Raw genomic sequence first — 13,831 nt, 5'->3', positions numbered from 1 at the left:
TTAAATCGTCGCGTTCGATATTGACCATAAATTTCTAAAATGTTGGAAAAGGCGCCAGATACGAGGCAGGTTGCTGAAGACGCGACGCAGGCGTACTGAAAGGTACGTCGAGGAGCTGTCGAAGCAACCAACAAAGTAGATGGCCCTTTGCCGACATTTTACGCTACCCGGATGTTTCGAACCGAGTTCATCTCCGTATCATGCTTACTCTTCAAGACGTTCGAAAGGGTCGAGAATTCACGGTTCACATTTTGCACATCGGATTGCAAGACCAGCATCTGCATGTTGGTGTCTCTCATCCGGCCGATGATATCCAGGTTCTGGAGGTAGGAAACGTCTCCGGCACCGCCCTGCATTAAAGAGGTATTCGCCCCTGGAGGAAGCACGCCGCCCGCCGCACCACTGCCACCCCCCGTCGGTAAACCACCCTGGAATGGAGAGCTGACAGGCATCGCTGCCGGACTACCAAAAGGGGTCATATACCCATTGGTTGCCGTCGCCCCGGAGACACCGCTGATCGCGGCGGAGGTCACCGCGGCACTCTTGTTCTGCCCGGCCACACTGAGCGAGGCGCCTGCCGTCGGGGCTGAGGAGGCCATCACCGTCGAGAAGGTACTCATCCCGGTGCTCGGCATATCGACAGCCCGCGCCTCTTGCCTAATCTGTGACGGGTCAATGGAAGTAATCATAGGTGACTCCTTTTATTTAATCCCTCTACCCTGATTATCGGACCGGTCCCCCTGTGGAGTTTCGTCCCCCCTTACTTTTTATTCCCACCCTTGGGGGGAGAAGACACCCCAGTCCCTTTCTCCTTGCTGGAAACCCCCTCCTGGGAGGCCATCAACCGGTATTTGAGCTTGAGGAGTTCGGCCAACAGGTCCATCACCTTTTCAAGGGCCTTCATCCCTTTCCGGGCCTGTTTGACCTTGCCTAACCCCCCTTTTTGCTTGGTGATTTTCTCAAGCTCGGAGTAGGCGGCACCAAAGTTTTTATTGACCGTGGCAAACTCCTCCGTATCGATAAGCTTCTCTATTGCGGGGTAACTGACATTAAAACCGGCCAGCGGGTTATTCGCCATAAATTGGGTCTAACACCTTAGAAACTTTAGCAAACTTTGGTCCAGCCGTCAAATTAATAGTAGGTTCACGTCGCCCCATCCGCTTTCTATTTCACCGGTTTTAATTTGGCGATCACCGGCTTGAATTCACTGACCCCCAGGTTTATCTTGATCTCCTCAGGAAGATACCCTTCTTTTCTAATCGTGATCCGGTAGGTCCCGACCCCCAAGTCGTGGAGGATCACCGGCGCCGGTTGGGCCACCTCCGTGGTATTGGCCAAAACCTTGGCCCCCGGCGGGTCGGAGGCGATAAAAAGAACCGACTTCAAGGGGCTGATCTGTTGGAACAGGCGGGCCGCCTCCGAACGAACGGCAGGGTCCTCGGAGGCCATAAAGACATCAATGAAGAGCTGTAACGCCTGGATCCTCTCCCCCTGGGCCAACGCCACGTTCGCTATCCCTAACCGGGCCCGGTACTTGAAATCATCATGGCCGATCGCCTGATTGAAGTAACCGACCGCCTCGGGGTATTGGTTCGTCCGGAAAAAGGTCAGCCCCAGGAGATAGTTGATCTGGGCAATCTCCCGCGGGGCCGGCGCCCTCTTCAACCCCTCAACAAGGGCGTCTTGCGCCTCCTGATACCGCCCCTCCCTGATCTTGTCGCCCGCCAGGTTGATCATCTCCCCGGCCGCCGAGGTCTGAAGTTTGACCTCCGCCGCGTAAGGGGTATTAACCGGCATCTTGACCATCTGGGCGTAGTCAAAATACCCCTCTTTTTTGAGAACCATCGCATGTTCACCAACAGGAAAACTCCCCTGATACGGCGTCTCACCGACTTTTTTATCGTCAAAGTAGACCTCGGCGCCGGAGGGCACGGAGGCAATCTCTACCGGGAAGAGTGTCAGGTCGGCGTCTGCAATCGATACCGTATAGTTGCTGGCCTCCGGGGAGATGACAAATTCCCTCCGGTAAACCACCTCATCCAGAAAGGTCTGGGAAACCCCCAGCTGGCGATTCCGCCTCACATCCATCACATACTTTCCGTAAGGGATGTAGATCGGTTTGCCGAAGACAATATCGCTGAACTTCACCGGCCTGGCCTTGAAGGGATCTCCTTCATAATACCCCTCCAGATAGAGTGCGACATCCCGCGGCAGAGAGGCAATTTTAAAAAGCCCAACCCGGCCTACAAAAGGAATGGTCAGGACCTGAACGCCAGGCGGTGGTGAAAACTGCAACTTGGCCTCAAGCGTCTCCCCCATCTCGGCAAGTCTGTAGACCGCCCGGACTTCATAAATCCGGCTGGTCTGAAGAGTCTGTTGAAGACGAAGCGGTGTCATCCCGACCGACTGATCCCCAAAGAAGACCTCGGCCGGAAGCGGGGTTGAGGTAAAATCCAGAAAAATCGGGACCGTCGCCTCCGTTCTAGCGCCCGTTGCCGGTGCCTGCCCCATCTTCCCCTCCTCCACCGGGCCGCCTTCCCCTTTCTGGACCAGTTCAGGAAGCGGCGGGATAATTTTTGGCAAGAGATACTGGTAAATGGCAAAACTGCCCCCGCCGATTAAAAGAAGCAGAAGGAGATAAATTATCCATTTCTTCTTTTTGGGGGAAAGCGATTCCCTGGGCAAGGGGGATTCACTGAATGGCGATTCGCCCAGAGGTGATTCACTCAACGGTTCGTTGAAATTTTCGACCCCTCCCCCCGGTTCAGGGAATTCAGCGGCCCCAGCGTCCGGCGTTTGTTGGGGAGGCGACGGAGTTGCGGGACCGGCGGGACCTGTCAAGAGACGTAATTCAAAAATACCGATCTTGACCCGGCCCTCATGCCCCAATTCCACTGGCTGTTCAATCTTCTGCCCCCCAACCTTGATGCCGTTACGACTCCCGGCATCCCGAATCGTCATTCTGGGACCGGCAATCTCTATTTCGGCATGACGCCTGGAGACACTGGAGTCATCCATGACGACATCATTTTCGCTCGACCTCCCCAGGGAGGTCATCCCTTGTTTCAGGGAAAACCGGGTCCCCGAACGAGGCCCACTAATGATCTCCAAACAAGGGTAAGCCGCTTCCGAAGAAGGGGAAGGGGCCGACTCGGCCTTGAAGTGGACATCTGTTTTTTCATCCCGCTCGTCAGCCACCTCCGTTTTCTAACATAAAATCAATGACCTTGCAAAAATAAAACAAAGTTGGCAAAAAGGATCCTCATGTTTTTCAAATCGCTTCTCCTGGGCTTTATCGTCGCCATCCCGATCGGGCCGATTGCCCTGCTGATCCTCCAGAGGAGTCTTGGCCTTGGTTATCTTGCCGGTTTTGCGAGCGGTATTGGGGCCGCCGCCGCGGATGCCCTCTTCGCCCTCTTCGCCTCCATGGGACTCGTCGCCCTGATCTCCTGGCTGGAAAAATATTACGTCTGGATCCAGCCGGTTGGGGGACTGATTGTCGTGGTCCTCGGCCTCAAGTTTTTCTTCAACAAACCCCCTCTCCTGAAGGCGGATGAGGTTCTGACCCCCCGATACCTCCACCATTATACATGGGATGCCTTTTCCACGTTTCTCCTCACCCTGACAAACCCGATGACGATGTTTGCCTTTGCCGCCCTCTTCACCGGTTCCAACCTGATCCCGGTCGATCCCCGCAAAATCTTCTTTTTTGAGATCACATCCGGCATCTTTTGTGGTAGTCTTTCCTGGTGGCTCATCCTGGTCACCCTCTCCCATCCGATCAAAAAGAACATCTCCCCTTTGCGGATCCGTCACGTCATGCAAGGACTCGCCCTCGTTCTGATCGCCCTGGGCAGCTGGGCCGTTCTTTCCTCATTCCCCCAATAATCATCGTCAGTCTCCTTCTTCCCAGGCCGCCCCTCGCGGCGAAATCGCCAGCCATCCCCACCAACCCCTGTTCCCATATAAAAGAAACCTTTTTAGGAACGCCGCGTCTTTGGAAGGGTGTGCCACCCAAGGGTGTGCCACCCGAGGGCGATTCGCCCAAGGGTCTGTCATCCAAGCCGTCCGGCGGTTTCCTCGGCTGGTCCCCGGACGGCAAATATTACGCCCTGATCCTGGAATCACCGGTCGGTGAATGCGCCTCCAGCCTGACCTTTGTGATCCGAAAAGAGGGAGGGTCGAAAGACAGGGAAAAAATAAAAATTTTTGACGCCGACAAGGCCTGCCGGGAGGGAAATCAGGGAGGATCGCCCCTTCCCCTGGAAGAGGTCAAAGGCCTGCTGAAGAAATACCGGATTTCCTCTCCTGAATGGGGAGCCTATTGTGAATCGGCAGGCCATTGCCCACTCCCGGGAGGTTCGATGCTTTTTGTTGACCTCGAGAAAGAGAAGCTCGTCCTCAAAAATCCAAAAAAGGCCTCCCTGAAGGAGCTTCGTCCCATGCCAATCATTGTTGAAGATAAGGTTCCTGAACCATTTGAAGGCCCCTTTATCTATTGCCCCGTGGTGGCCGGTATTTTTTCGAACGGAAAGAAGGTCCTTGTCCGCATTGACTATTTCCCCCTGGCCCCTGACGGGTTTCATAAAGATTCCCAATACCTGTTCTTCCCGAACATAAGGGAGTTAGAATAAACCACTAGAATCCGTTTTTATAATCAGTTATAGGAAGGGGATGACCCCTTTCAAACTATTCCTGCTAACGGCTCTCCTCTCACTCTGGCCGCTCTTCCCCCTTCGAGCTGGTTCCTGCCCGAACTGGGAATTGGTTTTTCAGAGAAATCGTGGCGAGGGGATGGAAACCAAAGACAAAAAAATAATGGTTCTTTCGTTCGGGAATCAGAGCCGGCAAAAATCGGAAGAATGGCTCTCTGAAGCCTTCCGTCTCCTCCTTTCTGACTATTTCTCCCTGAACAAAAATCTGACGGTCGTCAAGAGCTCCCTCAAGAAACGGTACCAGGCCACGGAAACGAAAGAAGCGGCCGATATCGGCAAAATGGTCGGTGCCGCCTCTGTCGTCTACGGTTTTTTCACCCGTGAAGAATCAACCCTGAAGGTTTACGCCCGTTTCGTGGATGTCCAGGAGGAGAAAGAACTGGGACGCGCCAACTGGACGGTCGAATTTCCCCAATCGGAAAAGATCTTCGAACTCTTTTTGGAGATCGCCGACCGGGCCTCCGCCGATATAAAGGGGTTGAAGGCAGATAGAAAAAGGAGGCTCCCGTACAAACACCAGACCCGTTCCCTGGAGGCGTTTAAAAGCTACATCCTCGGCCGTCTTTCGATGGAATCAGGCCGGGCTGATGAAATCGACCCTGCCATCAAACTCTTTGGAGACGCCATCAGCCGGGATTACAACTACGTCCAGGCCTACCTCGGGCATGCCGAATCTCTTCTGATGAAGGCCACCTTAAGAAAGGTGATCGGGAACGATTTTGCCCGCCCCTTCGTGGAAGAGGCGGCCCGGGACATGACCAAGGCGGCCCTCCTCCACCCCTACATCACCGAACGGATGGGGGTTATCGCCAAAAACTACCTGGAGGCGGATATCCATCAAACGGCGGGGGCCACCCTTCTCAACCAAAGCAAGAAAGGGGCCGCCTCAGAATTTAAAAAGGCACTCTCCCTCCTCCCAGGAGATCTTTTCTCGTTACAGCGGCTTCCTTCTTCAAGCGAACTTCATGAACTGGACCCCTGCGCCTCATGAGACAAAAAACGATGCGACAGACCTCCTGTTTCCTGATTCCCCTCATTGTCCTGGTTCTCCTTTTCTCTTCGACAAGTTTTGCCGCCAGAAAAAAGAAGCATATCCCCTCGGACCTGGCGATGTCCCACAATAACCAGGGGGTCAAATACTTGGCCGTCAATGACCTGGACAAGGCCGAATGGGAATTCAAGACAGCCTCCGAGATGGACCCAAAATTTGCCGAGGCCTGGAACAATCTGGGGTTGGTCTATAAATACAAAGGGGATTACCCGAACGCCTTGGAGAGCCTGAGGAAGGCGGCCAAGGCTGACTCAAAGTGGGCCAGTCCCCACAATCACTTGGGGGCCGTTTATTTGGCGATGGGAAATATCCCGGAGGCGATCTCCTCCATCTCCAAGGCGATCCAAAAAGACAAAAAATATGCCGACGCCCATTACAATCTGGGGCTTTGTTACCGGGAGTATGTCCATCAGGGGAGGAATCCGGACGGCTTTCGCAAAAAGGCGATCGCCTCCTTCAAAAAGGCGACCGATATCGAACCACGTCTGTACCATGCCCATAGCGATCTGGGGGATGTCTATCGGGAACAGGGCGAATGGGAGAAGGCGATCATCCGGTACCGGCTGGCGATTGAGACCAAACCGGATGACCCGGAACCGTGGAACAAACTCGGCTCCCTCTACATGGAAAAAGGGGATGCGGAGCGGGCTCAGGCCGCCTTCGCCAAGGCCACGGCCCTCGGAGGACAAGCAAAAAATGTCGGAGTCACTACTGCCGCCAGCAGTGAAGAAAACAGGCTCAAGTATGGAGAGGCCCTCCTGCAGGAGGGGTCTTTAGACCAGGCACTCCAAATTTTCCTGAAGATCACCGGAGAGAATCCAAGAAACGAGAAGGGATGGTTTGACCTGGGGTACACCTACACCCTCAGGCAGAATTATCCGGAGGCGAGGCAGGCTTACCTCCGGGCACGCGAGATCAATCCCGACTTTATCGAGGCCCATTTCAACCTGGCCATGACCGATCTGGCCCTGGGGGACAAACAGTCTGCCGCCGCCAATTTCCGGGCGGCCCTGGCGGTGGACGCGCATCATGCCCGGAGCCTTTACAACCTCGGGATACTCTTCCATGAGGCGGGGGACGGACGGGAGGCCAACCGCTACCTTTGCCTCTTTACCAAAGACCGGCCGGAGGAATTCCCCAAGGAGCTGGAGATTGCGAAAAAGGTAATCAAGGCGAACGGAGGGTGTGGTGGGCTCTAGGCCTCTCCTGATTCTCACCAGCAAGAAAAACCCGACCCCGCTCGTCTACGAACTGGACCAGAAAGAGATCGGGATCGGCCGCGATGCGGCCAACTTTGTGGTGCTGGAGAGCCGTGCCGCCTCCCGCTGTCACGCCAAGATCCTCGTTGAAAAAGAAGACCTCTTCCTCCTTGACCTCAAGAGTGCCAACGGGACCTTTCTTAACAACCGGCAGATGAACCACGGGGAGAAAACCATCCTCCGGCCGGGGGACAAGATCAGGATTGAGGAATTTGAAATGCAGTTTGTCACCGGCGACAAACAAAAGATCGCCGATCCCTCGGGTGAATCACCCTTGGGTGGATCACCCTATGAGGTCACCGAGTCCGATGTCCTTGAGGTGAAGATGATCAAGAAGATCCTCAAGGCGATTGATAAAGAAACGGCCCCTTCGCTGGAAGTCCTCAAGGGGAAGTATGCCGGAAAAAAACTGGTTCTCGAAGGGAAAACACAGACGGTGGTGATCGGCCGTGATCCCGCCTGCGAGTGGATGCTGGATGAAGAGGTGATCTCCCGGCGTCATGCCAAGGTCACCAAAAAATGGGACACCGTCACCCTTGAGGATCTGGACAGTAAAAACGGGACCTTCGTCAATAATACCAAGGTCAAGACCAAACAGCTTGGGCGAATCGCCCTCCGGGACGGCGATTCCCTCCTCCTGGGAACGATCCCGGTCCGTTATCACAACCCGCAAGATATCAATGCCCAAGTCCTGGCGCCGATTATTACCGAGGAAGAAGTCAAATCGGCCCCTAAACCAAAACCAGCTCCTCCCGAACCAAGACTCAAACCTGCTCAACCGGCGGTTCAGGAGCCGGAAGAGGGGCAATTTTCGGAATTACCGGTTGAAAAACCGGCTGGTCTCCTCGGGCCGGCAGAAATTTTCTGGATTGTGATCGGGGGGGTCGCCCTCGTCCTCTGTGTTGCCGCCGTTATCGCCCTTTTAAAATAACCCTACAAATCAGGAGTCCCTGATGGATTAGGGACCGGTGCCGGCGCCGGTTCTGAAGGAGCGGGAGCCGCAGAGGTTGGGAGGATCACTTCAAGGAAGACCTCGGTCCGACGGTTTTTCGCCCGCCCTCCCTCCGAGTTGTTGTTGGCAACCGGTTGGGACTCCCCTTTCCCTTCGGCACAGAAGAAGGGATCGGCCGTGGAACAGGTCTCAAAGGAACCGATCGCAGAGCCATCCTTGGCGATCTCTTCATGGAGCTTGCCGGCTACCATCGTCGCCCTCCCTCCCGAGAGGGTCTGGTTGCTGGCTTCACTGCCAACGCTGTCTGTATGCCCCACGACACGAACACGAAGCTTGTGCCCCGAGGGCAGGACCTTTTCAATCCCCTTGATGGAGCGAATAATGTAGTCCATCGCCTGGCTAAAGAGCCGGGAGTTTGTCGCCTCGCGCCGTGCATCGGGGGCGGTCGCCTTGCCGGTCGCAAACTTCACGTCGGAGACGATCAGGACCTTTCCCCCGGCCCGATCAACGCGGATATTCGGATCCTTCAGGCCCTCCACAAGGTCGAAGAAATCGGCAATGGCCACCGCCCGAACCTTCCCCTCCACCTTCAGGGGAATTGACAAACTCGGCTTGTTCGGATCGGTGCTCTGAAGTTCTAGTTGGGCTTGAATAGCACCTGCCATCTTCGGTGAGACAACTACCTCTACCGTCCCCGAAGTCTCTGGGGCGATCGTCAGTTCGGTTGTGGCCACCGTAAAGGAGGGGTCTCCGGTAACCTTGATACCGCTGACCCCCAAGGCCTTTGTTCCATAGTTGTGGATGGTCAGCACCAGCCTCCCCTGTTTTCCGATTGTCACCCCACCGAAATCCAGTACCTCATGAGACAATTCCATTGAGGCAACCGAGGCGTTCCCTTGCACCTTGAGCCCTTTGGCGACAGATTTGTTGTTGGGATCATTGCTCTCAAAGAGGAGTTGACCGTTAATCTCCCCCTCTCCGGTGGGGGAGGCGGTCACCTCGATCTCGCCGGAGCTCCCGGCCGCAATGGTCAAGTTGTTAACCGTGACCTGAAAAACAGGATTGTCCGTTTTAATCTCTGTCAGAAGCAAAGGGGCTTTCCCATTATTGTTGATGACGAATTCCCGGGGCCTCGATTTTTTGCCAAGAGAGATCACGCCAAAATCGATTTCAGCAGTCCCCAGTACCAGAACTGGCAGCGCTGGTGGGGCCACCCCTGTCACCTTTAGGTCCACCGAAACTGTTTTATGGGAATCATCATTCGTTTCAAAAACCAGTTGCCCTGTGGTCTCCCCTTCCAGTGTGGGGTTTGCGGTAATTTCAATCGTTGCGGAACCACCGGCGGGCACCCTCTCCGGTGCGGGGGAAAAGCCGAATGCCAAATAATCCCCCTGAATCTTCATCTCTTTGATCTCAAGAGGGGCGGTGCCGTTATTCGTAATAGTCAATGTTTGACTCGATCTTTCTTTGACAACAACCTCCCCAAAATCGAGCTCTGTCGCGGAGAGCCCAAGGGTCGCTACCGGTTTAGGGGCCGCTGCTACTGGTGGTGGGGATGCTGGTGATGGTGGTGCCGGTTCCGGCGCCTTACCACCAGGAAGAACCCTGACGGCAAAACCGACAATAACATGATCCGGGGCCGGGAGATGACTATAAGTATTCTCAACCGCATACCCACCGGTGGCCAAAAGGTCGGCCTCCCCAATATGGAAACCCACAAAGCCGTACCCCTGCCCGCGCCACCGTTCGATGGTCCGGGTAACCCCCTCCTGCTCCCTGCCTTCAACAACCTCATCGCCACGGGTAAAGTAATAAGGATAGACCGTCCCTCCGGCACCGAGGACAACCCCGGCCCCTTCCGGATTCGGCCGATAAAAGGCCTCAAGCGCCGTTCCAAAACCGGTCCCATAGGACCTGAATTGCTTCCGTTGCCATGTTTCCCGAACAGCCAGGGGGATCGGAAATAACCAGACCACCCCGAAGGAATCGCCTGAAAAGTGGATACCCGGTTCCACCTGGACCATCGTGGCCTGGGTTCGCTCGGTATGAGGCCGGTCGACAGAACGGGCCGTCTCTTCCGAATTGACTCCGCTCAGGGCCCTGAAACCGAAAGTAAAAGCTCCCATAACCCTCCTTAAACAATGAATGAATTCCCGCCCTGTATCGCTGGGGGGAGGAAAAGGTTGCGTGAAAATTCGATTTCAAAATCTATTTAGATCTCAATGAGTTTCACGCGTGCCTGGCACCAATGGGGGGGTCTGGTGCCAGGCACGCGTATAATTTATTGATTATGAAGGATTTCCTTCGCCTCGGTCAAGGTAGCGACCTCTTTCCCGGCCTCACGAACCAAAGATGCGGCAGCCGCCACCAGTTCCCCGTTGGAGCCGGCCATTTCCCCATTCGGAAGATAGAGGTTGTCCTCCAGCCCGACCCGAACCTCTCCTCCCAATTCCAGCGCCTCACGGACCAGCCGCCACTGGTCCCGGCCGATCCCGATCACCTCCCAGTGAGAACCAACGGGCAGGTTCGCTGCCATGCAGGCGAGATTCCCGGAACGGGTCGAGATCCCTCCCAACACCCCGAGGATGAGTGAAAAATGGACCGGCTTCTTCAAGAGGCCCAGATCGATGAACGGTTCGGCATTTCCCACGTGGCCACAGTCAAAACACTCCAGTTCCGGCAAGGCCCCCGCCTTGTTGATCTCCTCCAGACAGTACCGGATGTCCTTGAACGGATTGGCAAAGACATGATCGTGGTAAAACTCTTTGGTCTTCCGGCTGTAAATGGCATAGTTCATCGAACCCATGTTGAGGGCCGCTATCTCCGGACGGTGGGTCCCAATATGCCGGGTCCTCTCTTCAATAGGCAACCCGATCCCACCGCTGGAAAAATTCAAGAGGAGTGGGCAACGGGCACGAATCTCGCGCTTAATTTCGCCAAAAACATCGGGGTCCCAACAGGCGGCGCCTTCAGGGGTCCGGGCATGAATATGCACCACCGTCGCCCCCGCCTCATAAGCCCGCTTTGCCTCCTCGGCAATCTCAACAGGGGAGTAGGGAATTGCGGGGCATTGTTCTTTTTTGGCCAGGACACCGGTCAACGCACAGGTGATGATCACCTTGTCGTTCATACGGGGGCGACGCCATGCTTTCTATCCGGCCAGTAAACCTTTTTATGCTCCGCCAGCTCCAGGGTTTTGACGATCCATTTTTTAGTGTCGCGAGGGTCAATAATGTCATCAATATAGGCCCCAGCGGCCGCCTTTTCCAGGCTGATCTCGTTTTGGTACCGCTCGACCAGTTCACGACGGGCCTTTTCGGGATCTTTTGACTCTTCAATCTGTTTCCTGAAAATAATGTTCACAGCCCCTTCCGCCCCCATCAGAGAAATTTCCGCCGTCGGCCAGGCGACAATCCCGTCCGGTTCATACCCCTTCCCGCACATCACATAATAGCCGGCCCCGTACCCCTTGCGAATCACCACGGTCAGTTTGGGAACCGAGGCCCGGGAGACGGCGTAGAGCATCTTCGCCCCGTGACGGATGATCCCCTGCCTCTCTACCTTTGAGCCGACCATAAAACCGGGGACATCCTGCAAAAAGAGGAGTGGGATGTTGAAGGCATCGCAGAGATTGATGAAGCGGGCCGCCTTGTCTGCCGCATCGACATCCAGGGCACCCCCTAAAACAGCCGGCTGATTCGCCACAATCCCCATCCCATGACCACAGAAACGACCGAACCCCACAATGATATTCCTGGCAAAGGAAGGCTTGATCTCCAAAAACCGGCCGTGATCGACAATCCTTTTGACGATCTCGTGCATGTCGTACGGTTTTTTGGAACTGTCGGGGAGGACTGAAAGGATCGACTCACTGACATGCTCATCCGGCGTCTCTTCAAATTCTGATCCCGGGCCGCCGCCAAGAGGTCTTGCCGGTTTTTCACCGCAATTTTGTGGGAAATAGCCCAAATACTCCTTGATCACCTGAATACATTCTTGATCATTGGCGACTTCAAGATCACCGACACCGCTGAGCTCACAATGGATCTTGGAGCCCCCCAGATCCTCCATTGAAATTTCTTCCCCGATCACCGCCTTGACCAGCGGCGGCCCGGCCAGCGCCATTGAACTGGTCCCCTTGACCATCGGGACAAAGTCGGCCAGAGCTGGAATGTAGGCTGTCCCGGCGGCGCAGGGACCCATCATCGCCGCGATTTGTGGAACAACGCCACTCATCTTGACCTGATCATAGAAAAGTTTGCCGCTCTCCGCAAACTGCGAACCGGCCAGTTCCTGGATTCTGGCTCCCGCTGAATCGAGGAGCCAGATCATCGGGATCCTCTGGCGCAGGGCGATTTCCCTTAAACGGTCCACCTTTCGTTCCTGAACGTAACCGATGGAACCGGCCATCACCGTAAAATCATAGGCGGCACAGGCGGACAGGCGGTCCTGAATCTTGCCGTAACCGGTAATACAACCATCCGCCGGCGTGTAACGTCCCTGCATATCGGGATGGGTTGATTGATGATGGGCCAGGATCCCCGTTTCAACAAACGTCCCTTTGTCAAAAAGGAGTTCAACCCTTTCGCGCGCCGTCAGTTTACCAGCCTTGTGCTGACGAGCCACCTCCTCGGCCCCACCCATCTTGAGGATTTTCTCTTTTTTCTCTCTCTGTCCTTCTGATAATTCTTTGAGTGTAGACATTTAAGGATCACCCCATCCGCTTCGCGATAATCTCCTTCATAATCTCCGAGGTCCCGCCACCGATGGTAATCAACCGGATATCCCGCGCAAAACGGGCCAGGGCATACTCCTCCATATACCCGTACCCCCCATGGGCCTGGAGGCAGTCATAGGCAACCTTCTGGGCCAGATCCCCGGCAAAGAGCTTGGCCATCGAGATCTCCTTGGAACATTCAGCCCCCTCGTTGAAAAGAGAAACGGCATGATAGGTGAGCCGCCGGGCTGCCTCAATTTCTGTCGCCAGTTCGGCAAATTTGTGCTGCCAAACCTGAAAATCAACTATTTTTTTACCAAACGCCTCTCGTCCCGAAGTATAGCGAATCGTCTCCTCTAAAATTCTCTCAGAGGCGGCATACGCCATCAGGGCGGCAACCAGCCTTTCCCCCTGAAAATTCTTCATGATGTAGGTAAATCCCTTGTTCTCTTCGCCAATCAGATACCGCCTCGGGATCCGGCAATTGTCAAAATGGAGGAGGGCCGTATCGGAGGTGTGATTCCCCATCTTTTCCAACTTTTTCCCGACAGAAAATCCCTTCAGATCGGTCGGAAAGGTGACCAGACTGATCCCTTGATGCCCCGGACCGCCAGTCCTCACCGAAAGGGTGATAAAGTCGGCCCTCCCCCCGTTGGTGCAAAACATCTTGGCACCGCTGATGAGGTAATCCTCCCCCTTCCGTTCCGCCTTCGTCCGGATATTCGCCACATCGGAACCACACCCCGGCTCCGTAATCCCCAGCGCCGCAATCTTTTCCCCCTTGAGGGCGGGGATCAAAAATTCCTTTTTCTGTTCTTCAGTCCCCAGGGTATTAAGGATGGGCGTGGCGATATCGGCCTGCACCAGGAGATCCATCACCAACCCCAGCATCTGGCAACGAACGATCTCCTCGCAAAAAACCACCTTGAACCAGGCGTCGCCGCCGCTCCCCCCGACCGACTCCGGGTAGCAAACCCCCAGCAGGCCGAGCGCCGCCGCTTTGCTGAAAACCTCGCGCGGGAATCCGCGCCCTTTTTCCCACTCTTCCCGATGGGGGAAGAGTTCCTTTTCGGCAAAATCACGGACGGTCTTGCGGAAAATCCGGTGTTCCTCGGTGAAGGGAGAGACCAAGGGCAT

General features: G+C 55.2%; 12 protein-coding genes. 5 read left to right on the top strand and 7 right to left on the bottom strand.

The features are described 5' to 3' along the window. Nucleotides 1-158 precede the first annotated feature (158 nt). The 3 genes from HYS22_08360 to HYS22_08350 form a co-directional block, all read right to left on the bottom strand. Nucleotides 159-689 carry a hypothetical protein gene (locus HYS22_08360; protein MBI1910164.1) on the bottom strand — a complete coding sequence of 177 codons (531 nt, stop codon included), beginning with the start codon at nt 687-689 and terminating at the stop codon, nt 159-161. 71 nt (nt 690-760) lie between these two features. Beyond that, the gene (locus HYS22_08355; protein ID MBI1910163.1) at nt 761-1,078 is read right to left on the bottom strand and encodes a hypothetical protein; all 318 of its coding nucleotides are present in this window, start codon (nt 1,076-1,078) and stop codon (nt 761-763) included. Nucleotides 1,079-1,164: 86 nt separating this feature from the next. Beyond that, entirely contained in the window at nt 1,165-3,198 is a 2,034-nt protein-coding gene (locus HYS22_08350; protein ID MBI1910162.1) for a PEGA domain-containing protein, read from the bottom strand. 66 nt (nt 3,199-3,264) lie between these two features. On the opposite strand from HYS22_08350, the gene HYS22_08345 reads away from it, so the two are divergent. From HYS22_08345 to HYS22_08325, 5 genes are all read left to right on the top strand, one after another. Continuing rightward, nucleotides 3,265-3,888, top strand: a complete 624-nt coding sequence (locus HYS22_08345) for a LysE family transporter (protein MBI1910161.1) — start codon at nt 3,265-3,267, stop codon at nt 3,886-3,888. A 119-nt stretch (nt 3,889-4,007) separates the two neighbouring features. After that, nucleotides 4,008-4,634, top strand: a complete 627-nt coding sequence (locus tag HYS22_08340; protein MBI1910160.1) for a hypothetical protein — start codon at nt 4,008-4,010, stop codon at nt 4,632-4,634. Between the two features lie 40 nt (nt 4,635-4,674). Beyond that, nucleotides 4,675-5,706 (top strand): hypothetical protein, encoded by a 1,032-nt coding sequence (locus tag HYS22_08335; GenBank protein ID MBI1910159.1) that lies wholly within the window; start codon nt 4,675-4,677, stop codon nt 5,704-5,706. Between the two features lie 11 nt (nt 5,707-5,717). Next, a complete protein-coding gene (locus HYS22_08330; protein ID MBI1910158.1) occupies nt 5,718-6,965 on the top strand; it encodes a tetratricopeptide repeat protein in 1,248 nt (415 codons plus the stop codon). Further along, the gene (locus HYS22_08325) at nt 6,955-7,956 is read left to right on the top strand and encodes an FHA domain-containing protein (GenBank protein ID MBI1910157.1); all 1,002 of its coding nucleotides are present in this window, start codon (nt 6,955-6,957) and stop codon (nt 7,954-7,956) included. Before HYS22_08330 ends, HYS22_08325 begins: the two co-directional genes overlap by 11 nt. 2 nt (nt 7,957-7,958) lie before the next feature. Here HYS22_08325 and HYS22_08320 read toward each other — a convergent pair whose 3' ends face one another. From HYS22_08320 to HYS22_08305, 4 genes are all read right to left on the bottom strand, one after another. Next, nucleotides 7,959-10,103 carry a choice-of-anchor D domain-containing protein gene (locus tag HYS22_08320; GenBank protein ID MBI1910156.1) on the bottom strand — a complete coding sequence of 715 codons (2,145 nt, stop codon included), beginning with the start codon at nt 10,101-10,103 and terminating at the stop codon, nt 7,959-7,961. Nucleotides 10,104-10,258: 155 nt separating this feature from the next. Then, nucleotides 10,259-11,107, bottom strand: coding sequence for a 3-keto-5-aminohexanoate cleavage protein (locus HYS22_08315; protein MBI1910155.1), 849 nt, complete (start codon nt 11,105-11,107; stop codon nt 10,259-10,261). Next, nucleotides 11,104-12,681: an acyl-CoA carboxylase subunit beta gene (locus HYS22_08310; GenBank protein ID MBI1910154.1), complete on the bottom strand. Its 1,578-nt coding sequence runs from the start codon at nt 12,679-12,681 to the stop codon at nt 11,104-11,106. Before HYS22_08310 ends, HYS22_08315 begins: the two co-directional genes overlap by 4 nt. A 7-nt stretch (nt 12,682-12,688) precedes the next feature. Further along, on the bottom strand, nt 12,689-13,825 hold the full coding sequence (locus tag HYS22_08305) for an acyl-CoA dehydrogenase family protein (protein MBI1910153.1): 1,137 nt from the start codon (nt 13,823-13,825) through the stop codon (nt 12,689-12,691). Nucleotides 13,826-13,831 lie beyond the last annotated feature (6 nt).

The organism is Deltaproteobacteria bacterium (genome assembly GCA_016177765.1).
Lineage (GTDB): Bacteria > UBA10199 > UBA10199 > JACPAL01 > JACOUP01 > JACOUP01.
This window is presented reverse-complemented; position numbering and strand designations above follow the sequence as displayed.